The sequence below is a fragment of the Thioalkalivibrio sp. ALJ21 genome, from assembly GCF_000378605.1.
GTDB lineage: Bacteria > Pseudomonadota > Gammaproteobacteria > Ectothiorhodospirales > Ectothiorhodospiraceae > Thioalkalivibrio.
The window spans coordinates 148,081-173,046 of sequence record NZ_KB905156.1 but is presented as its reverse complement, the minus strand read 5'-3'; the positions used below and the strand labels follow the sequence as shown (position 1 = coordinate 173,046).

Here is a 24,966-nt window from a genome sequence, read left to right as displayed (position 1 = left end):
CGGGCATGACTGACTGGCGACCGGGCGCCGCGGCGGCCCGGGAGGCGCGCGCGCGGCTGCTGGCCGGCCTGCGCGGGTTCTTTGCCGCACGCAATGTGCTCGAGGTGGAGACCCCGATCCTGAGCCGCGGGGCGCCTCTCGATCCAATGGTGGAGAGCTGGATCGCAACCAGCCCGGACGGCGCCAGTGGCTATCTGCAGACCTCGCCAGAATATCCGATGAAGCGCTTGCTGGCGGATGGCGCGCCCGACATCTACCAGGTCGCGCGCGTCTTTCGGGGTGGCGAATCGGGGTCCCGCCACAATCCCGAGTTCACGCTGCTGGAGTGGTACCGCCACGGGATGGACCATCACCGTCTGGCGCGCGAGGTGGTAGCCCTGATCATGAACCAGGCGGCACTGGATGCGAGCTGGAGGCGTCCGGCCCGCCTGCGCGTGATCTCGTATCAGGCGTTGTTTCAGGAGCACCTGGGCATCGATCCGCTGGTGGCGGATGCCGAGGAACTGCAGGCCGTCGCGGCACGGCAGGGCCTCGAGATCCAGGGGGCGCTGGATCGTGATGCCTGGCTGGATCTCCTGATCAGCCTGGCGATTGCCCCGGCGTTTCCGCACGACCGGCTCACCGTGGTGCACGACTACCCGGAGAGCCAGGCGGTGCTGGCACGCCCCTGTGCGCATGATACCCGGCTCGCGGCGCGCTTCGAGGTGTACTGGGGTGCGCTGGAGCTGGCCAACGGCTACCACGAGCTGAGTGACCTCGCCCAGTTTCGCGAACGTCGCGATCGCGACCAGGCGCTGCGCAGACAGCGCGGCCAGGTCCTGCCCCGGCCCGATGCCCATCTGGAGGCCGCGCTGGCGTCGGGATTGCCCGAGTGTGCAGGGGTGGCGCTGGGGGTCGATCGCCTGCTGATGCGGTTGCTGGGGGCGGAGCGGATCGAGCAGGTAATCGATTTCCCGTTAGAGTCCGCCTGAGGCGGTTTGCGGGTTTGTCCAGGATGTCCGGCGTTGCGGCGATCCGGGGCTTGTCAGCCCCCCCGTTGCGGGTGACTATTGTGGCGTCGATCCGGTGTCTGCTTCGGGATGGTAGCTTCGATGCACAAGTGTTTTTTCTGGTTCGCCCGACGGTCGTTCCGCCGGGCCTTGTCCCCCTGGACGCTGTGCGTCGCGCTGTTGCTGGCGGTGCCGCCGGCGCAGGCGCAGTTCGAACACCTGCCTGCGCCGCTGCAGCGGGCAATCCAGGCCCAGGGGCTGTCTCCCGACTCGGTGGGCCTTTGGGTGCAACGGGTCCCGGACGGGGCCGTGCTGGCCCGGCTGAATGCCGATACCCCCTATAACCCGGCCTCCACGGTTAAGCTGGCCACCTCGCTGGCGGCCCTGCACGAACTCGGCCCCAATTACACCTGGACGACCGAGATCTGGGCCACCCGCCCGATCCAGGACGGTGTACTGCGTGGGGACCTGGTGATCCGCGGGACTGGCGACCCGGGCATGGTGACCGAGGAATACTGGCGCATGATCGGCGAGCTGCGCCGTACCGGGCTCAAGCGCATCGAGGGTGATGTGATCCTGGATGCCAGCCACTTCCAGCTCCCGAATGGGAACCCTGGAGACTTCAATCGCCAGCCACTGCGGGCGTACAACCAGCTGCCGTATGCCCTGCACGTGAATTCCAACTCCCAGCGCTTCCATGTGCGTCCCGAGCGCCGCGGCAACGGCATCGACGTGGTGGTCGATCCGCCACTGCCCGGGCTCGAGGTCGTCAACCGTCTGCAGTCGACCCGAGGGGGGTGTGGCGAGTGGCAGCGGGGTATCCAGTTCAATGTCGATCAGAACGCCCAGCGGGTGACCTTTTCCGGTCAGTACCCGGTGAATTGTGGCAACTACGAGATGCTGCGCTCGGTGCTCACGCCGGAGGCCAACCATGCCGAGATGTTTCACATGGCCTGGGATCAATGGGGCGGCGAACTGACGGGCAGGGTGCGTACCGGCGTGCTGCCCGTGCTGCATGACGAGCCGATTGTGCGCCATCGCTCGCGGCCCCTGTCCGATCTGATCCGGGTGTCCAACAAGTGGAGCTCGAATGTCATGAGCGATCACTTGCTGCTGACCCTGGGGGCGCGCAAGAACGGCCCGCCCGCGACGATGGACAAGGGGCGCGAGGCTCTGGTCGACTCACTGCGCGACCTGGGTGTGGATGTCGGCGGTATGGTGGTCGACAACGGCTCGGGCCTCAGCCGCGATGCCCGGATGACCGCGCGCCAGCTCGGCGAGATCCTCGAGGCGGGCTGGAAGCACCCGCATCGGCCCGAGTTCCAGTCGTCCCTGGCCCTGTCGGGGCTGGACGGCACTCTGCGCAACCGCTTCCGCAATGGCGACCTGCGCGGGCAGATGCACCTGAAGACCGGGCACATCAACGAGGTCTCGGCGGTGGCGGGCTATGTCCGCACGTCCAGCGGCGATGACGTGATCGTCACGGTGCTGGTGAATGGGCCGCGTGCGCACATCGGGCATGGGCGCAATCTCCAGGACGCGGTCCTGGAGTGGGCGCACGGGCTCTAGGGAAACGCTGATCTCAGGGTTTCCCTGGATTAGCGGGTTTCGACCTGCCAGTTCGAGAGCACCGGTTTCTTCGATACCTCGACGTCCAGGCTCTCCAGCCACTGGGCGACCACGCGGTTCGAGTTGTGGCGCAGGGTGTAGGCATCCGGATGGTGGACGAAGCTCATGCCCCAGGCCGCGGAGTCGACGCGCTCGTCGGCTCCTTCTTCCCATATGGCCTCGAGCTTTTCGATCAGCGCCTGCGCCCGCGTGGCGGGGACCTCGATGTGGTGGATGTCCTCCAGCGGGACCCGCAGACCCGTGCGCACGGCGGCGTTAAGATCGGCGCCCTCAAGTTCCTGGCGTCCCAGTGCTGCGCGGGTCGAGGCGAAGACGGCCGCGAGCATCGCACCCGGTCCGGTATTGCGTTCGACATAGAACGACCAGTCGCCATAGGAATACCGCAGCCAGTGCCCGGGCGGCTCGGTCGGCAGCACCAGGCTGGAGTGGCGGCCATGGTCGAGCACGGCCACGGTCACCGGGTCTTCGGGCTGCGCCGGGGCCTTGAGGGTGGTTGGGGCGCAACCGGACAGGAGCCCGGCCAGGCCGATAACCAGGATCAGGGATCGCCAGCGTGTGGTCTGCCTTGGGCGCATGGTTCAGGGGCCTTTGGCTGTGTGTGTCGACGATCGCGACGGGCGATCGAATCGTTGTCCGTCACCCGCTCGGGCGGGTTCCATTGACGCGGTTCGCGTTGAGCGAGATTAGCATGGCCGGGAATGGGGACGACGAGTGCGTTCGCGACGGCCCTGCGGCACAATGGCGACCGTGTTTCCTCGCGGAAGGTGACAGTGGAAGATCAAACGGCAGTCGGGCTGTGGACGGCCCTCGGGATTCTGGCGATCGTGGTAGCCGGCCTGGTGGGTTTCTGGGTTGGGCGCGTGACCAGTGACGAACGCAAACTGATCCGCGAACTGGAGGAAGAGCTGGATCGGCGCATGCAGGAGCTGACGCGCTATCGCGGTCAGGTCAACGACCACTTCGACCGTACCGCCACCCTGTTCGCGACCATGGCCGGTTCCTATCGCGACCTCTACCACCACCTCGCCCAGAGTGCGGAGGAGCTGGCGGACAAGCCGACCCGGGACCGTCTGGAGGATCGTGCAGGGCGTCTGTTGTCGAACGTGCCAAATCGTGATTACGGCGGCAGTTCGGGCGAGGGCCCCGGTCACCGTGAACGCGATTCGGAGCCGGAGGGCGATGTACCCGACCGGCGCTACGAGAGCGACTACCGCGAGTCGTCCGACGCCGAGCAGTCGCCGTCGCGCCCGCGGGCCGATTAGACGGGTGAATACTCGGCTGTTGCCGAGACGTACTCGGGGGATCAGACGAAAAAAGGCCGGGCATGCGCCCGGCCTTTTTTATCGGGTTGACGACCCAGGGGCGGTGATTAGAGCGCCGAGATTTCCGCGCGGATCTGGTTGTCCAGATTCTGCACCCAGTTGTTGTAATTCGGGTGGATGCGACCATCTTCGTAGTCGAGGTTCGAGCTGTCCTTGTAGCGGATGCTGTACGCCCCGTCGCTGTAGGGGATTTCGACCACTGCAATATGGTCGCGCAGCGACAGCCGACCTTCGAGCAGGCCGGGCTCGGTTTCGCTGATCTGCCAGCCCAGTGCCGCGCCGGCGTTGCGGATCGCCTGCTGCATCTGCTCTGCGCTTGGGCGCTCGCCGTGCACATCGGTGACCGTGGTGTCGCTGACATCATGCACCGGTGCGGTACCGCGGCAGCCCGCGAGTACGAGCACGCCGGCCACGAGCAGGAGCAGCAGGAGTCTTGCAGACATTGGTGTTGTCCTTGATGGTGGATGATCACCTGGCAGTGTAGGCAGCGTGACCGCGAATTGCCATTCCCGCCCTGGAAAAAGGTTTGTGAATCCGACCTTTGCCGCGGTTTTCAGGGTCTGCGAAGCAGTCCCAGATGCCTCAACAGACCGAGCGGGTGGAGACCACGTGCCAGCAGGCGTAGGGCAACCATCTGGATAATGCGCAGGGTATCCGTTGCGGCCCGGAAATGGCTGGCGCGGTGCTGGTCCGGGTAGATGCAGCGCACGGGTACCAGGGTGACCGGGAAGCCCAGGCGCTCGGCCTCGATCAGGGCCTCGCTCTCGAATACGAAGCTGCGGCGCTCGCCATGAGGCAGCTCCAGGCGTCGCAACAGGTCGGCCGGATACAGACGAAAGCCGGACTGCGAGTCGCGCAGCGGCTGTCCCGAGGCCCAGCCAATCCAGAAGTCGGCGGTGCGGTTGCCGAACAGGCGCAGAGGGGGCGTTGTTTCCCTGCCTTTGAGCCGTGCCCCGATCACCAGATGGTGGGGGTGGGCCTGCCAGGCGGTGATCAGGTTCGGGATCTCAGAGGCATCGTGCTGGCCGTCCGCATCCAGCGTGACCACGGCGTCCGCTCCCTGTTCCAGGGCGTGCTGCATACCCGTCCACAGCGCGTTCGCCTTGCCGCGGTTTTGCGGTAAGCGCAGGACCTCCACGACCCCGGGTTCAGATTGGACCCGGTCGGCGGTGTCATCCCGCGAGCCATCATCGACCACGATTACCCGGTCGACATGGGGGCGTGTGGCCGCGACGACGGCGGTGATCGTGGGGGCCTCGTTATGGGCCGGTATCAGCGCGTGGACGACCGCCATCGGTTCGGGTCAGGCCAGTGCGCCATTGATGCCGATCACCTGGCCGGAGACATAGCCGGCCTGCTCGGAGGCCAGATATGCCACCAGTCCGGCGACCTCCTCGGGGCGTCCGGCGCGCTGCGCGGGCACCATGCGCCTGATCGTCTCGGCGTCGAAGCTCGACTCGCTCATCGCGGTCTCGATGATCCCCGGCGCGACCGCATTGGCCGTGATGCCGCGCGACCCGACCTCCTGCGCCAGCGAGCGGATGGCCCCGTGCAGCCCGGACTTGGCCGCGGCGTAGTTGGCCTGGCCGCGGTTGCCGACCACGCCGGCTACCGAGGAGATCGCAATCACGCGACCCCAGCGGGTGGTGATCATGGGCAGCAGCAGCGGCTGGGCCACGTTGTAGAACCCGTTGAGCGCGACATCGATCGGCCGGGCCCATTGTTCCGGGCTCATGCCGGCCAGCGGCGCGTCGTCGTGCACGCCCGCGTTGTGAACCAGGATCTGCACCGGCTGCGCAGCCGCGACGGGCTCCAGCTGCGCCCGCGCGGCATCGGCGTCGGTGATGTCGAAGACCAGGACATCCGCCTGACCGCCGTCGGAGTGGATCTGTTCGGCCAGCTCGCGGGCAGGCTCGGGGTTGCGGTGTGCGTGCAGCAAAACCTCGCAGCCGCCATCGGCCAGGGCCCGTGCGATGGCCTGGCCGATGGCACCGCTGGCGCCGGTGATCAGTGCACGATGGCTCATGTCGGGGTGTCCTCGGTTTGCAGGATCACGGTCGCCCGCGCGGACAGGACGGGCTCGCCGTCGGCCGATACCTCGAGATCATAGATGGAGCTGTTGCGATCCGACATCACGCTGCGGGCCGTGATGTCGAGATCCGCATTCAGGTCGTCCAGCAGAGTCCGGTGCACGCGCAGGTTGCGGACTGCGGCCAGGAAGCCGGCCTTGGGTGGTCCGGCGTCGGCCAGCAGGGCGCCATGTACGGCCATCGCCTGGGCGCCGTACTCCAGCGCCGACAGGGCCGGGAGCCCGGTGGTGTTGCGCAAGGGGTTGTCAGGGGCGCGGTGGCTGATGGCGCGGCAACGGATCGCCTGTTCGTCCCATCCGACCACGGTCTCCAGCAGGCACATTGCGCCTGCATGCGGCAGCATGCGGCAGATCGCCTCGTGGTTCAGTTGGGGGCTGGCGGCCTTCATGCGGGATCGTCCTGATCCGTTGTTAATGCGAGAGGCAAACCACCGGAAGATCAGGGCGTGACGCGAATCTCCAGCGATCGTCCCAGTGGCGCGGCAAGCGTAACATGACCGCCTTCGCCGCGCGCGAGCACCTCCAGCAGGGGCAGGGAACGGGCAGCGGGGTTGGTGCCGCGCAGGGCCTCCAGCGAGTCCTGGCGGCAGGGGGTGGGGTCGCTGCCCTCTCCCAGGGCCAGCTCGAGGGTGGGCCGCCCGGCACCTGCGGGACACAGGCGCAGGCCGACGGCAAACGACTCGGTGATGGGCCGTACACGCCGGAACGTGGCCATGGAGGCGACATCGTAGGCGGCCAGCAGGACCTCGCCACTGCCAGCCTGCAGTAGCGTGGCGGCCTCCAGCAACCCCGCCGCCAGCGTTGCATCGAAACCGGAGATGGCCGTTGCCGGGGCCGGATTCGCGGTCGCGATCGACCAGTTGCCGGCGGGGGCGTTGTGTACCGAGTTGTGGAACTGCACGGGCGAGACCATGGGCTCCGCCTGTGTCAGGGCCTCGCAGATGCGGTCGATGATGTCCATGTCCCCGGAGGACGAGGCGAACACCGAGCGCAGCTGGCTGCGGTCGCAGTCGGCCGTGGCCTCCTCCGCGACCTTCAGCGCCAGGCGAATGGTGTCCGTCGTGCGGCGGCGCTCGTTGGCCGGCAGCAGGGTGGTCGGCGGGATGGTCACCGGTGCCCGCTCATGGGGCTCCTGCCCGGCAAGGACGGGGCGCGCCGAGGCGAAATCGGACAGGCCCGGACCCAGCAGGCCAACGGCCGCAATACCAACCTTCATGCGGCCTCCAGCAGCAGGCTGCAATTGTTGCCGCCAAAGCCGAAGGCGTTTACGAGTACGTGGCGGATGTCGCGTTCCTCAGCGGCCCCCCGGGCGTCCAGTTCAAGCTCAGGGTCCAGGTGGTCGAGCCCCGCCGTGGCGGGCACGAAGCCCCTCTCCAGGCTGGCCAGTGCCTGCGCGACCCCGACCGCGCCGGCCGCCCCAAGGGTGTGACCGGTCAGGCCCTTGGTGCCGGTGGCGCGGCTCTTTGCGCCAAACAGGCGCGCCAGGGCGCGTGCCTCGGAGCGGTCGTTGGCGGGGGTCGCGGTGGCATGCATAAGCACGTAGTCGATGGCCCCGGCGGACCGCTGTGCCCGCGTGAGGGCCTGTTCCATGGCCCGCGCTGCACCGAGCCCTTCCGGGTGCGGGGCCGACATGTGGTGGGCATCGCTGGATTCGCCGTGGCCGATCAGCCGGGGACCGGCCGCGCCGTTGTCGGGCCTCTCCAGCAGGAAGAATCCGGCAGCCTCGCCGATGGAGATGCCGGCGCGCTCGGCATGCAGCGGGCGGCAGGGTTCCGGGGCCACGAGCTGCAGCGCATTGAAACCGTGCAGGGTCATGCCGCAGAGACTGTCGACCCCACCGACCACCGCCGCGTCGCAAAGCCCGGCCGCGATAAAGCGTTCGGCGTCGGCAAAGACCTTGGCGCTGGACGAGCAGGCCGTGGAGACCACCATCGCCGGTCCCCGCAGCCCGAGCCGGGTGCCAATGAAATCGGCCAGCGAGAACATGTTCTGGGTGTGCTGGTAGTCGTAGTCCGGTGGCAGATCCCCGGTGGCCAGGTCGCGGCGGTGGTAGGCCTGTTCCGTCGCGGCGATCCCCGAGGTGCTGGTGCCCATCAGGACTGCGATGCGCCCGGCCCCGTAGCGCTCGCGCGCGATCTCGACGGCTTCGATGAAGCCATCCTGGCGCAGCCCCAGCTCGGCCAGCTGGTGGTTGCGGCACTGGAACGGGGCCAGGTGATCCGTCAGCACGATCGCCTCCACACCCGCCACACGCCCGATGTGGGTGTCCAGCCGCACGGAGTCCAGGTCGCAGGCGCGCAGCCCGCTGTACCCTTTGTGCAGTGCGTCGGCGTTGGCCTGGCGGCCGGTTCCGGTGGCGGAGGTCAGGGTGTGGGCGGAGATTACCAGTGGATTCATTCGGCGGGCTGCAGTTGGCGGGGGATCGGCATCGGATGTTAGTGGTCAACGGCTACTGTACGGCGCGACCGGGGGGGCTGCGCCAGAAGCGCGGCTGCGAGAAAGGAAAATATCACGCCCAGTAATACGGTGAGCCCCATGGCCCGCAATACCGGAAGACTGGAAAGGGCCAGCAGGCCAAACACGGCCACGGTGGACAATGCGCAGATGCTGACCGATGCGGCCGTGTTCTGGCGTGCCTGCAGGTCTCTCAGCGGGCGGCTGAAGAACACCGCGTAGTCCAGGCACAGGCCAACGATCAGCAACAACGCGATCAGATGGAAAAGGGACAGGGAAATCCCGAGCAGGATCAGCGCGGCCACGGTCAGGACCAGCCCGCTCCCTACTGCGGTCAGGATGCGCAGGCTGCGCCCGGGGGCGCGGGTGGCCAGCAACAGCAACAGGGTGACGGCCACCACACCGAGGGCCAGCCGCTCCAGCGCCTGATCGCGGAATCCGCTGACCAGGTCCTCCGAGGCGCGCAGGAAATCCACGTGCTGTACGCCCACATCGGCCAGGCCGGGCAGGTCTGCCAGCGGTTCCCGCTGCAGCCATTGCCTCACCTCGGTTGCATCCTCCACGCCGCTCAGCCGTACCCAGGCCATCCAGTCGCCGCCCTCCTCGTCCGGCATCAGCAGGGTGCCTGTCGTTTGGCGCAGCGGGCCGTCGGGCAGTGTGGCCGGGGTCAGCGGCTCCAGATCACGGGTCCGGGCCACATCCTCCAGAAAGGGATCGAAGGCGTCTGCGCGAAAACCCAGCCCGTCGACGGCAGTGTCCAGCCGCTCGCGCAGGGTGTCCGCGGCGGGCAGGGCACCCTGGCGTATGCGCTGCAGGGCCTGGCTCGGCAAGGCCCGGGCCGCATGGTCGTAGGCGGTCAGCACCCCCTGGTTGCGCAGGTCTTCCAGGCCCGGGGTCAGCGCCTCGGCGGCCTGCAGCGCCCGCTCGGGGTCGGACGCGGTGATCAGCAGGGCATGGCGGATATCCGGCAGCCCCAGGGCGTGGCGCAGTTCGCGGTCGCGGTCGATGTGCTCCTGCGGCACCGGGTGCAGGGCACCCAGGTTGTCCTCCCAGGGGAACGGGTCGGCGCTGGCGATAACCACCAGGGCCCCCAGCACGGAGGCGGCCAGGATCCAGCGCGCCGTCACTGGCGGCTGTGTCAGGGCGGCCGGTACCGGCAGGCGGGCCGGGGGCACCCCGTCGCGTTGCAGCGCCAGTGGCATCAGTTGGGGCAGTACCCAGCGCGTGGTGAGCGCGGCCACGCCGACACCGGTCAGTACGAACAGCCCGAGCTGGGCCATGCCGGAAAACCCCGTGATCGCCATCAGCGCGTAGACCAGTACCGTGCTCCCGGCACCCAGGCCAATCGCCGGCCACAGCTCGCGCGCCACGCCGCGCATCCCGTCACTCGGGGGCTGCCGGCTGTGCGCGAACAGGTGCAACGGGTAGTCGAGCGCGATGCCCAGCACGGTAATGCCGAACGCCAGTGCGATCCCGTGCAGGTGGCCGAAGACCACGGTCACGACCGCCGCCCCGGCCAGGATGCCGGTGGCCAGCGGAACGGCCGCGAGCCAGACCGGGTGGGGGTGGCGGAACACGACCAGCAGGAGCGTGGCCAGGGCCAGACTGGCGGCCAGGCTGAAGACGGTGATCTCGCCCCGGATGCGCCCGCGCGATTCGACTGCGATCACCGCGGGTCCCGCGACGAGCAGGTCCAGATCGTCCGCGTACTCGGCGAAGGCCTCGTCCAGCGCCTTCAGGAGCGCTTCCTGACCGTCCAGATCCATGCCTTCGGCCGCGCTGTGCAGGACCAGCAGGGCCCGCTCGCGCTCGGGGTCGACCCAGACGCCGTGGCGGTCGCGTTCGCCCCCGCCGCCGGCCTGTCCCAGCTGTTCGAGCACCACCAGTGATTCGCCCGTGGGGTCGCGGCCGATCAGTTCCCGGGGCATCAGAGGTGCGGCACTACCGAGGTCCTCCCGACGTTCCTCGAGCTGGTCGCGCAGGGTGTCGACAGAGAAGCGCTCCGGGGTGACCTCGGGGCTCAGGAGATAGCGGTGCTCGAGCAGGAAATCCAGGGCGGGGTCATCCGGGTCGAGACGCCCGTTGCGGATTTCGCCGACCGTGGGGTGGCCGCGCAGCGCCTCGACCAGATGGTCGCTGGCATCCGCGCGTGCCTGGCTGCTGCCACCCTCGATGCCCAGCAGCAGGATCTGTCCGGCCGGGCCGCCCCCGGGGTCCAGCGCCACCCCGGTCTCGGTGACCGGCTCCGGGGTGAAGCCCTGAAGGTCGGTGACCAGCTCGCCCCGCCACAGCAGGATGCTGGCTGCCACCAGCAGCCCGATCAGCCAGAGCGCCGGTCCCGGTGACAGGGGAAAGCGATTCGGCACCAATCAGTCGCCGTCTTGCGGATCAAGCTGCATGCGGCTGTGGCGCCCTCCTGACTCCTCGGTATCCAGGCGCAGGAGGGCACCGCCCTCGCCCTGGAGGTCGAGTCCGAGGATCATGCGGCGAAGGGCGCGGTCACGCGGAGTGAGTTCCAGCCTCCAGGCCTCCAGGTCGCCTTCGGTCTCGACTTCGAAGTGTTCTTCCAGTCCCTCGCGTTCCCCCTTGGCGAGGGAGCGGAACAAGGCGGCAAACGCGGCCAGACCCGGCTGCTCGTCCAGGTCCACCTCGCGGCTGGAGCCTCGGCGCTCCACGATTACTTGGCGTCCCTCGATCCGCACGCGTTCGCCGCCGTCGCCATCCATCCGACGCTCCAGGGTGTCCGGCGGCTCGAACACCAGCGTGCCGGTGCGGGTCTCGGGGAATTCGAGCAGGGGGTCCTGGCGGGTTTCGCGAAAGTCGATACGTGAAGGCGGATTGTCGGCCAGTGCTTCCAGGATCTGGTCCAGTGTGTCACCGGAGGTTTCCGCCTTGGCGAACAGCGGGCAGGCCAGCAGGAGCACCGCCAGGGCCAGTGCTCGGACCCCGAGCAGTTGCCGGTAGCAAGGCTTAGCGGGACGAGTCATTCCAGAAATCATAGAAGTTGAACCAGTTGTACGGGGCCTCACGCACGCGCGTCTCGAGGCGATCGGCGTAGCGTTGCACCCATTCGGCCAGGGCCTCTTCGCGTCGGCCGCGGGGGGCCTCGATGACGTCGGCAAAGCGTTCAAAGACGATATCGTAGCGATTGCCGCCGCGATAGAGGCCGAAGCACAGGATGACCGGGACCTTCAGCACTGCGGCCAGCAGCAGGGGACCCTGGGGAAAAAAGGCCCGTCCCCCGAGGAAACGGCATTCCACCATCTTGTCGCTCTCGGCCACGCGATCGGCCAGGGTGGCCACAATCCCCCCCTGTTCCAGACAGTCGCGGGCGTGCAGCAGGGTCTCGGTGTCCCCCAGGGGGATGACCGACGCGGCGACCTCGGGGTTAAGCGCCTCCAGCAACTGGGTGATGCGCTGATTGTGATCGCGGTACATCAGCACGCGCACGGGAAAGTCGTTCTTGCCGACCGCGAGTACCCGCAGGGCCTCGAAACTGCCCAGGTGTGCCCCCAGCAGCAGGGCCCCGTGGCCGCTTTCGACATGCTCGAGGAAGATCTCGCGATTGTGGACATGAAGATCCAGGCACGCGTCCTTGCCGGCCAGCAGGAAGACGCGGTCCAGGATCACGGCCGCGAAGCTGTGGAAGTGCCGGGCAATCTCGCGCAGGCGCGGCTCGCGTCCGAGCACGCGGCGCAGGTAGTCCCGGCTGTAACCCCGGGATTTCGGGGCAAACAGAAGAAAGTAGGCGGTTATCGGGTAGAGCAGTGCGCGACCGGCCGCCCGAGATGCAGAGCAACCCACAGGATGATGCGCAGCGCCAGGGGGGACCCTCGCTCCCCCTGGCTGAACCACCCCCGGCTCACGCCGTTTGTCCGGCGTCGTGCAGCTTCAGTTGTCCGCTACACAGGGGGTCGGATGTCTCCGCACCGTCGCGGATAACGCGGAATGCGCGCAGGCCGCTGGTACCAGGGGGATCAATCTCCACCCGGAAATCGACCTCCGGAAGCAACGGCGCCAGAAATTTCGCCCGTGGCAGGGCGGCCACCGGGCCCAGGCCGCTTGCGCGCGCGACGGCGTCCACCGTGGCCAGGATGACCACGCCCGGTACGACCGGCTGACCGGGGAAATGCCCGGGCAGTGAGGGGTGGCTGGCCGGGATGCGGCGCGTGGCAATGATCGGTGCCATTGCTCAGGCGCACTGCCCGTGCTGGTCCAGCAAGTCCAGCAGGACCTGGCGCGGGAGCTTGCCCGTCGCGCTGCGGGGGAGGGCTCCCACCATCACCAGGGGGCGCGGAAGGAACAGCGGGTCCATGGTTTCGGCCAGGGCCGCCAGGATCTCGGCCTCGGAGCGCTCCGGGGCGACCACGATCGCAGCCAGACGGGCGGTCCCGCTGTCCTGTCCGGGATCGGGCGGGATGAACACGCCGTCCTCTACGCCGGGAATGGCGTTCAGGCGCCGGTTCAGCTCGGCCAGCGAGGCTCGTTTGCCGGCGATATTGAGCTGATCCGCCAGGCGTCCGCGCATGCGGAAGCGCTGGGCACCTTCCCGCTCGATGCGGTCGGGCAGGGGGACTGGTGCCGGGTGCTGGGGTCCCTGTACCGCCACCCGGTCGCTGCCCTGGGTCGTCAGCGCAATCCCGTCATAGACCGTCCACAGGAGCTCCCGGGCCGTCTCGCGGCTGGCAATGGCCCCGGCCTCGGTGCAGCCGTAGATCTCGCGGACGGTCGTGCCAAACAGTGTTTCCGCGGACTGTGCCCGGTCTTGTTCCAGTGGGGCGGTGGCGCTGAGGATGCGTGCCGCCCTGGGCCAGGTCAGGCCCGCCCGCAGGCAGGCGTCCAGGTGAAATGGGGTCGTGACCAGGTTTGCCGGGGCATGCTCGGCCATGGCCTGGCGGATATCGTCCGGGAAGAACGGGCGTTCGGCCAGCAGCGTGCAGGGGCCGAGCAGGGCATAAAGCACCGTGGATTCCAGGCCGTACATGTGCTGCGCGGGGACCGTCCCCACCAGTGTTCCCCCGTCGGTATCCAGCCCGAAGCGGCGCAGGGCCTGTGCGGTCACGACATGAAGGCTGTTCCAGCTCCTGCTGTGAGCGGTGGGCTGTCCGGTGCTGCCCGAGGTATAGGCGTGTACCGCCATCTGATCCGACGGGATCTCCGGGGTCGCGCCCGCATTGTGGGCGTCCTCTGTCCCGGCCGCGGTGACCGGGATGACGGGGAGGGTGACACTGAGGTCCCGCTCGTCCACCAGGGCGTGCGCGCCGGGATGACGCTCGGCGATCTCGCTCAGGGTTGTCCGGGCGCGGTTCGGAGGGAGGATGTTAGCGCCCCCGCGCAGCAGGATCGCGGCAAACGCGACGGCAAAGCGATAGCGATCCTCGCACAGGTTGAAGTGGGCTCCGCCGGCCGGGATGCGCCGGGCGAGGGCGCGCACATCCGTCAGAAACGCGGCCCGCGAGACACGGCGTCCCGCCACCCAGGCCAGTGGCGTTGGGTGGTCGGCAATCAGCGCTAGCGTGTTCGAGTCCCTCATCGTTGTCTCAGGATGTGGCGGTGGTCGGCGCGTGCCAGTGCGGCGAGGTAGGGCAGGAAACCCGCCCGGGGTTCGTCGCGCAGAAGCCAGCGCCGTAATGGATATTCCAGCATGAACAGCGCCGCCAGGAACAGATAGTTGATCCCATTTGCGAACAAGGCCCAGGTGGTGGTGGGCACCGCCACCGCCAGTACCGCCGACAGCAGGGCGAGTCCACCGCACAGCAGGGCCCAGGCAGCGGTCAGCCGCCGTGTATAGCGATGCACCGGCGTGCTGTCGGAGGCGCCCATGGCCAGCGCATACCGGGTGATCAGGGGGGTGGAGCCCGGACGCAGGGAGCGGGCAAACAGCCATGCCAGGGCCCCCTGAATAAGCACCGGTATTGCATAGATCAGCCATTTCCCGGCCGGCTCGGCACCCAGAAGCAACACTAGCACGGCCAGCACCAGGGCCATCACCGCTCGGCCGAGCACGGGCAGGACCGGCCAGGCGAGGACCAGGATGAGCAGCGCCAGCCAGGCCAGCGGCAGTCGCGGCAGCTCCAGGAAAATGCCCGTGATCACGGCCACCGGGTAGCCCAGGGCTACCGCGGCGGCGAGACGGGTACTCACGACGTGGCTCGGTGCGCCTCGATATGGGCGGTCAGGGCCCGCAAGGATGCGAAGATCTGGCGATTGTTCTCGTCATCGGAGCGGATCTGCACGCCATAGGCCCGCGAGATGGCCAGTGCCAGTTCCAGCGCATCGATCGAGTCCAGCCCAAGGCCCTCGCGGAACAAGGGGGCCTCCGGCTCGATGTCCTCGGGGCTGACCTCTTCGAGATTCAGGCTGTCGACGATCAGCCTGGCGACTTCCTGTTCCATTGCGGTTTGTGCTGCCACGTCTCTCCCCTAAATAGCGGCGGAATCCGAAAGCGTTTCCCTGGGGAAACGCTGATTGTTCCCCTGGGGAAACGCTGATTGTTCCCCTGGGGAGGTGCTGGGCGCGCCGTGCACCTCCCGGCCCGGGGCCGATGATACGCAACCCCAAGGGGGCGTGGTACCCTCCAAATGCAGGGAATACGCGGTTTTGCAGGGCGGGGCGGCAGAGTGGGTGCTCTCATGGGGTGCGATCAGTCGACCGCCAGCGAATCGCCAGGGGGCAAGTATGGGGGGCGAGTCGTGATCGGCGGTCGGGTAGGACTGCGGCGCGTCGGGCCGGACGGGCTGCTGACCTTCGGGCTGTCCAATCTGGTCATTGTGCTGACGGCGGGGCTTAGCTGGCTCGCGTTGTGGGGGCGCATGCATCTGTGGGTCCGGAGCCTGGATTGTCCCGGGCGGGCACCTTGGATCATTGTCCTGGGACAGCAGTTACAAGAGGGTTGCCCTGGACCGGGTTACCGGCTGCGCCTGTTGCGAACCCTGCGCCTGCTGCGGCGCGACCCGGAGGCCCGCGTTCTGCTGCTGGGCGGATACACCTCGCCGGAGGGGCCCAGCGAGTCGGCTGCGGGTGCGGCCTTTTTGCGCCAGCGCGGCATCCCGGCCTCTCGCATCTTCTGTGAAGAGGACTCGCGGCACACCCTGGAGAATCTGCAAAACGCCCGCGACCTGCTCGTCCAGCGTACCGGCGGCAGCCTGCCGCGCTGTGTGCTCGTGACCAGTCGTTTTCACCTGCCCCGTGCGGTGGCCATCGCGCGCGGGGTGGGACTCGAGGTCTGTCCCTGCCCTGCCGAGCGCTCGCCCCGGGTGCCGCAGGTGCGTCTGGCGCGCGAAATCTGGATGCTGCACTGGTATCACACCGGGCGGCTGTTTGCCCGGTTGATCCGTCATCAGGGGATGCTCGACCGGATCAGCTAGGCCTCCAATGCGGTGATCGCAGCCGCTACATCGCGCGGATGCGCTCGCGCTGGGCGGCGAGCTGATCGCGGGTGGCCTGCATTTCGGCGACGCGGTCGCGTTCCTTCTGCACCACCTCGGCCGGAGCGCGGTCGACGAAGCTCTCGTTGGACAAGCGCTTTGCGCTCTGCTCGAGATTCTTGTCGAGCTTGCCGATCTCCTTGTCCAGGCGTGCCAGCTCGGCATCCTTGTCGATCAGCCCGGCCAGCGGGATCAGCAGCTGCATGTCGTCGACCAGGGCCATCGCGGACTCCGGGGCCTCGTCGGCGGCATCCAGCCAGGTGACGCTTTCCGGCTTGGCCAGGAATTCCAGAAGGCCGCGGTGGCGGGTGTAGCGTTCCTGGTCGGCGTCGGTCCAGTTCTTCACCAGCACGGGCAGCGGCTTGCCCGGAGCGATGTCCATCTCCGCGCGGATGCGGCGCAGCCCGGTGATGAAGTCCTTGACCCAGTCGAGCTCGGCGGTGGCGGTGGCATCACGCGGGAAGCCGTCCTGCGCCGGCCAGCGGCACTGCACCAGGAACTCGGTGTCGTCGTCGATCCCCGCATGCGGCTTCACACTGGTCCAGATCGCCTCGGTGATGAACGGCATCACCGGGTGCAGCAGGCGCAGCAGGGCCTCGAGCACGGTGACCAGCGTATTGCGCGTGGCGCGCTTGACCGCGTCCGGGGTGGCCTCGTCGTTCAGGACCGGCTTGGTCAGCTCCAGGTACCAGTCGCAGTAGTCGTGCCAGGTGAATTCGTAGAGCGTCTGAGCGGCGAGGTCGAAGCGGTAGGCATCGAGCTGCTGCGTGGCGGTCTCGGCGGTGGCCGCCAGGCGGTCGAGGATCCAGCGATCGGCCAGGGTGCGGTGCTCCGCCGTGTCGTCCGCGGCCGAGCAGTCGTGGCCCTCCACGTTCATCAGCACGAAGCGCGAGGCGTTCCACAGCTTGTTGCAGAAGTTGCGGTAGCCCTCGATGCGGCCGAGGTCGAACTTGATGTCGCGCCCGGTGGTGGCCAGCGCGGCCAGGGTGAAGCGCAGGGCGTCGGTGCCGAACGCGGGGAAGCCGTCGGGGAAGGCCTTGCGCGTGGTCTTCTCGATCTTCTTCGCCATCTGCGGCTGCATCAGGCCCTGGGTGCGCTTGGCCACCAGGTCGTCGGCGCTGATGCCGTCGATCAGGTCGATCGGGTCGATCACGTTGCCCTTGGACTTGGACATCTTCTGGCCTTCCGAGTCGCGGATCAGGCCGGTGACGTACACCTCGCGGAACGGCACGTCCCCCATGAAGTGCTCGCCCATCATGATCATGCGGGCGACCCAGAAGAAGATGATGTCGAAGCCGGTGACCAGCACGCTGGTCGGGTAGAAGTCGCGCAGCTCCGGCGTCTGTTCCGGCCAGCCGAGGGTGGAGAACGGCCACAGCGCGGAGGAGAACCAGGTGTCGAGCACGTCCTCGTCCTGGGTCAGCACCACATCGGCCGCCAGGCCGTGCTTCTCGCGCACCTCGTCCTCGGAACGCCCGACGTACACGTTGCCATCGCTGTCGTACCAGGCCGGGATGCGGTGGCCCCACCAGATCTGGCGCGAGATGCACCAGTCCTCGATGTTGCGCATCCACTCGAAGTAGGTCTTCGACCAGTTCTCCGGCACGAAGCGGATGCGCCCGTCCTCCACCGCCTGGATCGCCGGCTCGGCCAGCGGGCCGGCCTTCACGTACCACTGGTCGGTCAGGTAGGGCTCGACCACGGTGCCGGAGCGGTCGCCGCGCGGGACCATCAGCTTGTGGTCGTCGATCTTCTCCAGCAGGCCTTCGGCCTCGAGATCCGCGACCACCCGCTTGCGGGCCTCATAGCGATCCAGGCCGCGGTAGGCCTCGGGCACGTTGTCGTTCAGGCAGGCGTCGATGGTCAGGATATTGATCACCGGCAGGTCGTGGCGCTGGCCCATCGCGTAGTCGTTGAAGTCATGCGCCGGGGTGATCTTTACGCAGCCGGAACCGAATTCGGCCTCGACATAGTCGTCGGCGATGATCGGGATCTCGCGCCCGACCAGCGGCAGCTTGATCCTCTGGCCGATCAGGTGCCGGTAGCGCTCGTCCTCCGGGTGCACCGCGACGGCGGTATCGCCCAGCATGGTCTCGGGGCGCGTGGTGGCGACGGTCAGGTGGCCCGAGCCGTCCGCCAGCGGGTAGCGGAAGTGCCACAGGTGGCCGTTCTCCTCCTCCGACAGCACCTCCAGGTCGGACAGCGCGGTGTGCAGAACCGGGTCCCAGTTGACCAGGCGCTTGCCGCGGTAGATCAGGCCCTCCTCATGCAAGCGCACGAAGACCTCGCGCACCGCGTCGGACAGCCCGTCGTCCATGGTGAAACGCTCGCGCGACCAGTCCACCGAGTCGCCCAGGCGGCGCATCTGCCGGGTGATGGTGCCGCCGGATTCGTGTTTCCACTCCCACACGGCCTTCAGGAAGTCCTCGCGCCCGAGGTCGTGGCGGCTCTTGCCGTCGGCGGCGAGCTGGCGCTCGACCACCATCTGGGTGGCGATCCCGGCGTGGTCGGTGCCGCCCTGCCACAGGGTGCGGTCGCCGTGCATGCGCCGGTAGCGGATCAGGGTGTCCATCAGCGTGTGCTGGAACGCGTGCCCCATGTGCAGCGTGCCGGTCACGTTCGGCGGCGGCAGCAGGATGCAGTAGCCGGCCTCGCCCGACTCCGGCGGCGCGAAGATGTTCGCGGCCTCCCAGCGTTCGTACTGGGTCTGCTCGATGCTCTTGGGGTCGAAGCTCTTGTCCATGATCGCGGGCGCGCTCGGGTCGGAATGTGGGGAAAGCCGCGCATTATAACGGCGCGGCGCGCTCATCGCCCGCTGCCGGCTCTCGTGTTTGCGTTGGTTTTTTCTGGCCGCCTGCCCAGTAGTGGCTGGGCCTGGTTCGGCCTCGGGTGTTTACGGTGCCTTCGGCCGGCCGCCTGCCATGCGCTGTTTCGGCAGCGCACCCCGAGTTACTTCTTTGCTCGTGCAAAGAAGTAACCAAGAAACACGCCCGGGATTCGCCCGGGAACCTTGCTCCGGACGCGCCAGGCCGGCGGCGCTGAAACTCGCTGCGCCTTTGGCTTCGCTCAGACAGTCAGCGCCTTCTCCCGGCCTGTCACGCCCTCCACAAGGGGCTCATATCGGGAGGGTAGGTCAAAACAGGCGGTATTCGAGCACCCGCGACAAGCCCGAGCTGTAGGGTGTGTTGAGCGCAGCGAAACGCACCGTTCCAACGTCGGGGCAACCCTGATGCGATTCGCTGCGCTCATCAGCATCCTACCTGCCCCCTGGCGCCCGCTCGCGGGCGCGGCACGCCAGGGCCGTAGGCCGCGCGTGCCAAGATGTTGGAACATCTTGCCTCCATCCACTCGCACGAACCTCTGGATCGCCGTTGTCTTGACCTTCTCCCCCCGTATGAAGCCCCTTGCGGAAGGGTCCTCGGGACGGAAGAAAGGCGCTGACTGTCTGAGCGAAGCGAGTTTCAGCGCCGCCGGCCCGAGGGCCCTGGAGCAAGGTCCCCGGGCGGAATCCGGGTGCCCTTCGTTGGGTACTTTCTTGGGCAAGCAAGAAAGTACCTCGGGGTGCGCTGCCGAGACAGCGCATGGCAGGCGGCCGGCCGAAGGCACTCGGAACACCCGAGGCCGAACCAGGCCCAGCCTGAAAGCGGCGAGAGCTTGACTCAGGCGGTGGCGAGCCGGTCGAGCAGCGCGCGATAGCCGGTGCGGTAGTCGGGATAGCGCAGGCGATACCCGCTGGCACGCAGCCGCGCGTTGCGGCAGCGCTTGCCGCAGACCTCGCCGGCCGGCATCGGCGGCGTCCCCGGTGGATCGAGCTCCATCTCCTGCGCCAGCCAGCCGAGCAGCTCGTGGCGAAGGGCCGGCTCGTCATCGACGCCCAGATAGAGGGGCTCGGGCTCGTCCAGGTGGAAGAGGTGGGTCAGCAGCCCCACGCAGTCCTCACGGTGGATGCGGTTGGTCCAGACCGGTGCTTCGTGCTGACCGCGCACGCCCTCGCGCACCTTGCGCAGGTGGTATTCGCGCCTCGGCCCGTAGATGCCGCCAAAGCGCACGACCACGCCGGCAAACGGGCTGTCGGCCAGCAATTGCTCGGCCTCCAGCAGGCAGCGCCCGGAGAAGCGGGTGGGCTCGGCCGGGCTGGTTTCGTCCACCCAGCGCCCGTCGTCGGCACCAAAGACCGAGGTGCTGGAGACGAACACGATGCGGCGCGGGTGCTGGCGGGCCTGCTCCAGCGCGGCCAGGGTGTTGCGCAGGCCGTCGACATAGGCGCGGCGGTACGCGGCCTCGGTGAACTCGCCTGGGGTGGCGATGAAATAGGCGGTATCCAGCGCCGGGGGGAGCGGCGGCAGCGCGTCCGCGCGGGTGAAGTCGCCGGCCAGCGGCTGGATCGGTTCCGGGATGCGCTCCGGCTGGCGGCGCAGGCCCCAGACCGTGTGGCCGGCCGCGCCGAGCTGTTCTCCGACGCCGCAGCCGAGATCGCCGCAGCCCATGATCAGGATGTTGGCCATGAATCAGTATCTCCCTGGGTGCTTTCGCAACCTAACGTTTCGGCGTGCGGAAGACCAGCACCACAGTAAGGGTTCGACCCAGGGCGATGGCTCGGGCATGCTGGCGAGGGCTTCGATGAGGGTGAGGTATTGCGTGGGCAAGGTCAGTCGCAGGAAGGTGGGCGCATGCGCTTGTGGGTCCGGTCTGGACCGAGCGGCCTGCTGCGGGCCGTACCTGGACCGCGCGGCTGCGGCTCCGACGGCGGAGGCGCTGATGCGCTCGCGCTATGCCGCCTTCGTGGAGGGGCGCGAGGACTATCTGCTGGCCACCTGGGCCGCCGCGACGCGCCCGGAATCCTTGATGCTGGATCCGGACCAGCGCTGGCTGGGTCTGACGATCCGCGCGACCGGGGCCGGGGGGCCGGAGGATCAGGAGGGCTGGGTCGAGTTCGTCGCCCGCTCGCGGGTGCGTGGGCAGGGGGTGCGCCTGCACGAACGCAGCCGCTTTCGCCGCGAGGACGGGTGCTGGGTCTATGTGGACGGCGAGTTCCCGGGCGCATGATCGATCGGGATTGCCCAGCCGGTTCGCCGATGGATGTGGCACTGCTGGAACGGGTGCTGGAGGCGCTGCGCGGACATCCGCGCGGATGTACGGAGCACGCGCTGATTGCGCAGCTGCGCGATCTGGCAGTGGAACCGTTCGCCGCGGCGCGCCTGCAGGAACCGCTGAGCCTGTTCCAGACCCACTTTGTGCTGTTCCACTGTCTGTACCGGCTGCGCGACATGCTCGCGGGGCAGGGCGAGTGGCTGCGCATCCATTGCCTGGATATCGGAATCGAGCCGTTGTATGTGCTGGACACGGGGTCGGACCTGCCGGCGCAGGAGGATCCGCTGCGGGCCTACTACCTGGATTTGACGCGGCTGGAGGGGATGGACGCGGCCGCGGTGGAGGTGCTGCTGGGCGAGTTCTGGTCGCATCTGGCGCGCGACGAGCGGCGTGGTCAGGCGCTCGAGGTGCTGGGGCTGGAGGATCCGGTCGACGCGGCGGCGATCCAGCAACAGTACCGGCGCCTGGCGCAGCGTCACCACCCCGACCGGGGTGGTGACACGGCCACCCTGCAGCGGATCAACGCGGCCCGCTGGGTGCTACTGGCTCAGAAATAGTCAGTCGTCCGAGTCGGACATCGTGGTCACGAAGGCCTGTTCCACGGTGAAGTTGCCGACCCCCTTGTAGTTGGTCTGGGTCCAGCCGTGTTCGACCAGCCACTCGCTCATTTCGCGGTTCATCGCCGGATTGCCGCAGAGCATTACGCGGTCGTGCTCCGGATCCGCCGGGGGCAGGTTCAGGATCTGGAACAGCTCGCCGGAACGGAACATGTCGGCCCCGCGCTGGTTGTTGTCATACGGCTGCTGTGCGATCGGGCATGCGAAGTCGTGGTTCTCGCGGGTCACCGTCGGCACGTAGCGCAGGCGGTCGCTGATGCGCGACTCGATCTCCTGGCGGTAGGCCAGCTCCTCGACGGTACGCACGCTGTGTACCAGCACCGCGTTATCGAAGTGTTCGAACAGCTCCGGGCTGCGGATGAGCGAGATGAACGGGGCCAGCCCCGTGCCGGTAGCCAGCATGTACAGGGTGCGTCCGGGCTGCACGTAGTCGAAGGTCAGCGAGCCGGTGACCTTGGTGTTGATCCAGACCGAATCGCCCGGTCCGGCCTGGGCGAGGCGGCTGGTCAGCGCGCCGTCGGGCACGTGGATGCTCAGGAACTCCAGTTCCTCGGCCCCGGGTTCGGAGACGATCGAGTAGGCGCGCGGGATCAACTTGCCCTCGGGGCGCAGCCCCAGCGTCACGAACTGCCCGTTCTTGAACTGCAGCCCTTCGGGGCGCGTGGTCTTGAAGCTGAAGGTCTTGTCCGACCAGCGATGGGTCGAGGTGATCTGTTCTTCCGAATACGGCATGGGGTCCCACGGTTGATCAACTGAGAATGACAGCACGCTAACAGCTTGCCGCTGGCAAGGCGAAAGCGTTGGCTATCTAAAGGGTTGAGGCAGCAGGCGGGGATTCAAGCCTGGCCGGCAAGACCCGCGAGGTAATCGGTCAGCGGCATTGGCTTTGCCAGGTGGTAGCCCTGGACAAAGTCGAGCCCGATCTCGCGCAGGTGGTGCATGGTCTCCTCGGATTCCACGCACTCGGCAATAGTACGCAGCCCGAGTACATGGCCGACGCGGTGGATCGCGGTGACCATCGCCGCATCGACGGCGTTGGTCGCGATGTCGCGCACGAAGCTGCCGTCCACCTTGAGGAAATCGACCGGCAGGTTCTTCAGGTAGCCGAACGAGGACAGCCCGCTCCCGAAGTCGTCCAGGGAGAAGCGGCAGCCCATGTAGCGCAGCGCGCGGATCAGACCCTGCGCGCGGTCGTGATGGCTGATCGCGGCGGTCTCGGTAACCTCGAAGATGATCTGCTGCGCCTGAATGCGGAACTGGCTCATGCGGCTGGTGATGAACTCGAGCATCCCGTCCTGCGCCAGCGATTGTCCGGACAGATTGATCGACACCACGACTGGGGCATGATGCGGGTTCCGGTCCCGGTGATCGGCCAGCTGGCGGAACACAAGTTCGACCACATGGCGATCGATCTCGGGCATCAGGTGGTAGCGCTCGGCGGCCGGGATGAAGGCACCCGGAGTGATCAGGGTTCCGTCTTCCCCGTGCAGACGCAGCAGGATCTCGACATGGTCCAGTGGCAGATCGGCGCCGTTCAGGGGCTTGACTGGCTGGGCATAGGCGACAAACCGGGCCTCCTCCAGCGCCGCACGCAGACGGCCGACCCATTCCATCTCGCCATGGCGCCGGCGCAGGATCTGGTCGGAGGGCTTCCAGGTATAGAGGCGGTTGCGCCCGAGATCCTTGGCCACGTAACAGGCGGAATCCGCCTGGCTGAGGACCTCCGGAAGATTCTGGCCGGGGCCCTCGATCGGGACCAGGCCGATGCTCATGCCGACATCGAAGCGGCGGTCCTCCCAGGAGAAGCGCAGACCCTGCGCGGTCGCCAGCAGTTTCTTGCCGATGGCCTCCGCGCGTTCCACCGGGCAATGCGTCAGCAGCAGGCCGAACTCGTCACCCCCGAGCCGCGCCAAGGTGTCGCTGTCGCGGATGTGGGCGGGGAGCAGATCGGCCAGTTCGCGCAGCAGTGCATCCCCGGCCTGGTGGCCACAGGTGTCGTTGATGATCTTGAACTGGTCCAGGTCCATGTAGAACAGCGCGTGGGGCGTGTCGCCCTCCTCCAGGGTGCGCAGGGCCTCGTCCAGGCGGCGTTCGAACTCGCGGCGGTTGCACAGGCCGGTGAGCTCGTCGTGGGTAGCCTGGTGGTTCAGTTGCTGGGTCATGCGCCACAGCTCGGTGTGGTCGTGCAGCACGACCACGACCCCCTCGCTGTGGTGGTCCGGTCGCCGCAGAGGCGAGACCAGCAGACGGACCACGCGCGCGGCCCCGTCCGGACGGCGCAGCACGCGCTCCGGCGACTCCAGCGTCATGCCCGTTTCCAGGCACTGCGTGACCGGATTCATAACCCGGTGGCCGGTATGCGTGTCCTCGAGTTCCAGCACCTCGTCGAGGCGCTGGCCCTGGACCGCCGTGGCGTCCACGCCCAGCAGGTCGCGCGCCGACGGGTTGAGATAGGTCAGGCGCCCGGTGGTGTCCGCGGTCAGCACGCCGTCGCTGATGGAGTGCAGCGTGGTCAGGAGCCGGTCGCGTTCCGAGGCGGTGCTGGCCTCGGCCGCGCGCAGCGATGTGATGTCCCAGGCGACACCGAGCACGCCCGGCTGAAGTGACTGGGCAACCTCCATCGGCATCCAGGAGATGGCGAAGTGGCTGTCGCCGACCTTGACCTCGCTTTGGAATTGTTCTCCCCCGAGCGCGCGGTCGATCGCGGACAGAATGGCCGGATGGTCGGCGTACAACAGGCGTGCGTCCTGTCCGACGACCTCGCCGGGTTGCAGTCCCAGGCTGTGCAGGGCAGCCCCCTCGGACAGGGTGAAAACGCCATCGGGCCCCAGCCCGAACAGGATCAGCGGTGCGTGACGGATCGTGGCCGAGAGCTGGGTTTCCAGTTCGTGCAGGGCCTGCTCGGACTGCTGTTGCCGGGTGATGTCGCGGACCGTGGCCAGGACCTCGATATCCTCCCCGGTATGAATGGCGTTGATATTGATCTCGGCCGGGAATTCCGCCCCGTCGCGGCGGCGGTAGCGCGTTTCAAAGCGGGCCGGCAGGCGCTCGTCGGGCTGGCCGTGCGCACGGTCGACGTCGGCTTGCGTGGCCTCGAGGTCGATCGTGGTGATGTGGATGCCGCCGGTCAGTTCGTCCTGGGCGTAGCCGAGCAGGCGTGATGCGGCCTGGTTTGCCGCGACAACATGGCCCGCTCGATTGAGCACCAGCTGTGCCTCCGGTGCCTGTTCAAACAGGCGCTGAAAGCGGGTGCTGTCCGGGTGATCGGGCATAGCGACAGGATGAATCCTTTCGTAGGGTGCCGGGGTCGCAACGTGGATCCGCTCCCGAGTGTCACCTGTCGCGCGG

Annotated in this window: 23 protein-coding genes and 1 pseudogene; 6 read left to right on the top strand and 18 right to left on the bottom strand. The window is 67.8% G+C overall.

What is annotated here, in order from left to right; genetic code table 11:
- The first annotated feature begins 5 nt into the window (after positions 1 to 5).
- Together epmA and dacB are read left to right on the top strand one after the other, a co-directional pair.
- Entirely contained in the window at positions 6 to 971 is a 966-nt protein-coding gene (gene epmA, locus F579_RS0106805) for an EF-P lysine aminoacylase EpmA (protein WP_019023855.1), read from the top strand.
- Positions 972 to 1,091: 120 nt separating this feature from the next.
- On the top strand, positions 1,092 to 2,558 hold the full coding sequence (dacB, locus tag F579_RS0106800) for a D-alanyl-D-alanine carboxypeptidase/D-alanyl-D-alanine-endopeptidase (protein ID WP_019023856.1): 1,467 nt from the start codon (positions 1,092 to 1,094) through the stop codon (positions 2,556 to 2,558).
- 29 nt (positions 2,559 to 2,587) lie between these two features.
- Here dacB and F579_RS0106795 read toward each other — a convergent pair whose 3' ends face one another.
- Positions 2,588 to 3,193: a DUF2459 domain-containing protein gene (locus F579_RS0106795; RefSeq protein WP_019023857.1), complete on the bottom strand. Its 606-nt coding sequence runs from the start codon at positions 3,191 to 3,193 to the stop codon at positions 2,588 to 2,590.
- Positions 3,194 to 3,388: 195 nt separating this feature from the next.
- Here F579_RS0106795 and F579_RS0106790 point away from each other — a divergent pair, with 195 nt between their 5' ends.
- The gene (locus F579_RS0106790) at positions 3,389 to 3,880 is read left to right on the top strand and encodes a YhcB family protein (protein ID WP_026301007.1); all 492 of its coding nucleotides are present in this window, start codon (positions 3,389 to 3,391) and stop codon (positions 3,878 to 3,880) included.
- A 107-nt stretch (positions 3,881 to 3,987) separates the two neighbouring features.
- On the opposite strand, the gene F579_RS0106785 is transcribed toward F579_RS0106790, so the two are convergent.
- The 13 genes and pseudogenes from F579_RS0106785 to F579_RS0106725 form a co-directional block, all read right to left on the bottom strand.
- Positions 3,988 to 4,383: a hypothetical protein gene (locus F579_RS0106785; protein WP_019023859.1), complete on the bottom strand. Its 396-nt coding sequence runs from the start codon at positions 4,381 to 4,383 to the stop codon at positions 3,988 to 3,990.
- A 110-nt stretch (positions 4,384 to 4,493) separates the two neighbouring features.
- Positions 4,494 to 5,234, bottom strand: coding sequence for a glycosyltransferase family 2 protein (locus tag F579_RS0106780; protein ID WP_019023860.1), 741 nt, complete (start codon positions 5,232 to 5,234; stop codon positions 4,494 to 4,496).
- A 9-nt stretch (positions 5,235 to 5,243) separates the two neighbouring features.
- Positions 5,244 to 5,966, bottom strand: coding sequence for a 3-oxoacyl-ACP reductase FabG (gene fabG / locus F579_RS0106775; protein WP_019023861.1), 723 nt, complete (start codon positions 5,964 to 5,966; stop codon positions 5,244 to 5,246).
- The gene (locus F579_RS0106770) at positions 5,963 to 6,418 is read right to left on the bottom strand and encodes a hypothetical protein (protein WP_019023862.1); all 456 of its coding nucleotides are present in this window, start codon (positions 6,416 to 6,418) and stop codon (positions 5,963 to 5,965) included. Before F579_RS0106770 ends, fabG begins: the two co-directional genes overlap by 4 nt.
- A 50-nt stretch (positions 6,419 to 6,468) precedes the next feature.
- Complete coding sequence (locus F579_RS0106765; protein WP_019023863.1) at positions 6,469 to 7,245, bottom strand: beta-ketoacyl synthase chain length factor; 777 nt, start codon at positions 7,243 to 7,245, stop codon at positions 6,469 to 6,471.
- Complete coding sequence (locus F579_RS0106760; protein ID WP_019023864.1) at positions 7,242 to 8,426, bottom strand: beta-ketoacyl-[acyl-carrier-protein] synthase family protein; 1,185 nt, start codon at positions 8,424 to 8,426, stop codon at positions 7,242 to 7,244. Before F579_RS0106760 ends, F579_RS0106765 begins: the two co-directional genes overlap by 4 nt.
- A 38-nt stretch (positions 8,427 to 8,464) precedes the next feature.
- Positions 8,465 to 10,852, bottom strand: coding sequence for an MMPL family transporter (locus tag F579_RS0106755; RefSeq protein ID WP_019023865.1), 2,388 nt, complete (start codon positions 10,850 to 10,852; stop codon positions 8,465 to 8,467).
- Positions 10,853 to 11,407 carry a LolA-related protein gene (locus F579_RS0106750; RefSeq protein WP_019023866.1) on the bottom strand — a complete coding sequence of 185 codons (555 nt, stop codon included), beginning with the start codon at positions 11,405 to 11,407 and terminating at the stop codon, positions 10,853 to 10,855. It lies immediately after the preceding gene.
- Positions 11,408 to 11,453: 46 nt separating this feature from the next.
- Positions 11,454 to 12,349 (bottom strand): annotated as a pseudogene (locus F579_RS0106745) (lipid A biosynthesis acyltransferase).
- The gene (locus F579_RS0106740; protein WP_019023868.1) at positions 12,346 to 12,672 is read right to left on the bottom strand and encodes a hypothetical protein; all 327 of its coding nucleotides are present in this window, start codon (positions 12,670 to 12,672) and stop codon (positions 12,346 to 12,348) included. Before F579_RS0106740 ends, F579_RS0106745 begins: the two are co-directional and overlap by 4 nt.
- Positions 12,673 to 12,675: 3 nt before the next feature.
- Positions 12,676 to 14,016: an AMP-binding protein gene (locus F579_RS0106735; RefSeq protein ID WP_019023869.1), complete on the bottom strand. Its 1,341-nt coding sequence runs from the start codon at positions 14,014 to 14,016 to the stop codon at positions 12,676 to 12,678.
- The gene (locus F579_RS0106730; protein WP_019023870.1) at positions 14,013 to 14,627 is read right to left on the bottom strand and encodes a hypothetical protein; all 615 of its coding nucleotides are present in this window, start codon (positions 14,625 to 14,627) and stop codon (positions 14,013 to 14,015) included. The genes F579_RS0106735 and F579_RS0106730 overlap by 4 nt, the downstream gene beginning before the upstream one ends.
- Complete coding sequence (locus F579_RS0106725) at positions 14,624 to 14,896, bottom strand: phosphopantetheine-binding protein (RefSeq protein ID WP_012981895.1); 273 nt, start codon at positions 14,894 to 14,896, stop codon at positions 14,624 to 14,626. The genes F579_RS0106730 and F579_RS0106725 overlap by 4 nt, the downstream gene beginning before the upstream one ends.
- Before the next feature lie 279 nt (positions 14,897 to 15,175).
- On the opposite strand from F579_RS0106725, the gene F579_RS0106720 reads away from it, so the two are divergent.
- Complete coding sequence (locus F579_RS0106720; RefSeq protein WP_019023871.1) at positions 15,176 to 15,850, top strand: YdcF family protein; 675 nt, start codon at positions 15,176 to 15,178, stop codon at positions 15,848 to 15,850.
- A gap of 25 nt (positions 15,851 to 15,875) precedes the next feature.
- On the opposite strand, the gene F579_RS0106715 is transcribed toward F579_RS0106720, so the two are convergent.
- Both F579_RS0106715 and F579_RS0106710 read right to left on the bottom strand, forming a co-directional pair.
- Entirely contained in the window at positions 15,876 to 18,653 is a 2,778-nt protein-coding gene (locus F579_RS0106715; RefSeq protein WP_019023872.1) for a valine--tRNA ligase, read from the bottom strand.
- Positions 18,654 to 19,569: 916 nt separating this feature from the next.
- The gene (locus tag F579_RS0106710) at positions 19,570 to 20,415 is read right to left on the bottom strand and encodes an SDR family oxidoreductase (RefSeq protein ID WP_019023873.1); all 846 of its coding nucleotides are present in this window, start codon (positions 20,413 to 20,415) and stop codon (positions 19,570 to 19,572) included.
- A gap of 133 nt (positions 20,416 to 20,548) precedes the next feature.
- Between F579_RS0106710 and F579_RS0106705 the strand changes: the two genes are divergently transcribed.
- Entirely contained in the window at positions 20,549 to 20,956 is a 408-nt protein-coding gene (locus F579_RS0106705) for a YchJ family protein (protein WP_369699491.1), read from the top strand.
- Positions 20,953 to 21,558, top strand: coding sequence for a DNA-J related domain-containing protein (locus F579_RS0106700; protein ID WP_026301008.1), 606 nt, complete (start codon positions 20,953 to 20,955; stop codon positions 21,556 to 21,558). Before F579_RS0106705 ends, F579_RS0106700 begins: the two co-directional genes overlap by 4 nt.
- On the opposite strand, the gene F579_RS0106695 is transcribed toward F579_RS0106700, so the two are convergent.
- Positions 21,559 to 22,350 carry a ferredoxin--NADP reductase gene (locus F579_RS0106695; protein WP_019023876.1) on the bottom strand — a complete coding sequence of 264 codons (792 nt, stop codon included), beginning with the start codon at positions 22,348 to 22,350 and terminating at the stop codon, positions 21,559 to 21,561. It lies immediately after the preceding gene.
- A 104-nt stretch (positions 22,351 to 22,454) separates the two neighbouring features.
- Positions 22,455 to 24,890 carry an EAL domain-containing protein gene (locus tag F579_RS0106690; protein ID WP_019023877.1) on the bottom strand — a complete coding sequence of 812 codons (2,436 nt, stop codon included), beginning with the start codon at positions 24,888 to 24,890 and terminating at the stop codon, positions 22,455 to 22,457.
- Between the last annotated feature and the right edge of the window lie 76 nt (positions 24,891 to 24,966).

What these genes read in the sequence shown, in the direction of transcription:
- epmA (WP_019023855.1), top strand. Translation starts at nt 6, where the DNA reads ATGACTGACTGGCGACCGGGCGCCGCGGCGGCCCGGGAGGCGCGCGCG.
- dacB (WP_019023856.1), top strand. Translation starts at nt 1,092, where the DNA reads ATGCACAAGTGTTTTTTCTGGTTCGCCCGACGGTCGTTCCGCCGGGCC.
- F579_RS0106795 (WP_019023857.1), bottom strand. Translation starts at nt 3,193, where the DNA reads ATGCGCCCAAGGCAGACCACACGCTGGCGATCCCTGATCCTGGTTATC.
- F579_RS0106785 (WP_019023859.1), bottom strand. Translation starts at nt 4,383, where the DNA reads ATGTCTGCAAGACTCCTGCTGCTCCTGCTCGTGGCCGGCGTGCTCGTA.
- F579_RS0106780 (WP_019023860.1), bottom strand. Translation starts at nt 5,234, where the DNA reads ATGGCGGTCGTCCACGCGCTGATACCGGCCCATAACGAGGCCCCCACG.
- fabG (WP_019023861.1), bottom strand. Translation starts at nt 5,966, where the DNA reads ATGAGCCATCGTGCACTGATCACCGGCGCCAGCGGTGCCATCGGCCAG.
- F579_RS0106770 (WP_019023862.1), bottom strand. Translation starts at nt 6,418, where the DNA reads ATGAAGGCCGCCAGCCCCCAACTGAACCACGAGGCGATCTGCCGCATG.
- F579_RS0106765 (WP_019023863.1), bottom strand. Translation starts at nt 7,245, where the DNA reads ATGAAGGTTGGTATTGCGGCCGTTGGCCTGCTGGGTCCGGGCCTGTCC.
- F579_RS0106760 (WP_019023864.1), bottom strand. Translation starts at nt 8,426, where the DNA reads ATGAATCCACTGGTAATCTCCGCCCACACCCTGACCTCCGCCACCGGA.
- F579_RS0106740 (WP_019023868.1), bottom strand. Translation starts at nt 12,672, where the DNA reads ATGGCACCGATCATTGCCACGCGCCGCATCCCGGCCAGCCACCCCTCA.
- F579_RS0106735 (WP_019023869.1), bottom strand. Translation starts at nt 14,016, where the DNA reads ATGAGGGACTCGAACACGCTAGCGCTGATTGCCGACCACCCAACGCCA.
- F579_RS0106715 (WP_019023872.1), bottom strand. Translation starts at nt 18,653, where the DNA reads ATGGACAAGAGCTTCGACCCCAAGAGCATCGAGCAGACCCAGTACGAA.
- F579_RS0106710 (WP_019023873.1), bottom strand. Translation starts at nt 20,415, where the DNA reads ATGGCCAACATCCTGATCATGGGCTGCGGCGATCTCGGCTGCGGCGTC.
- F579_RS0106700 (WP_026301008.1), top strand. Translation starts at nt 20,953, where the DNA reads ATGATCGATCGGGATTGCCCAGCCGGTTCGCCGATGGATGTGGCACTG.
- F579_RS0106695 (WP_019023876.1), bottom strand. Translation starts at nt 22,350, where the DNA reads ATGCCGTATTCGGAAGAACAGATCACCTCGACCCATCGCTGGTCGGAC.
- F579_RS0106690 (WP_019023877.1), bottom strand. Translation starts at nt 24,890, where the DNA reads ATGCCCGATCACCCGGACAGCACCCGCTTTCAGCGCCTGTTTGAACAG.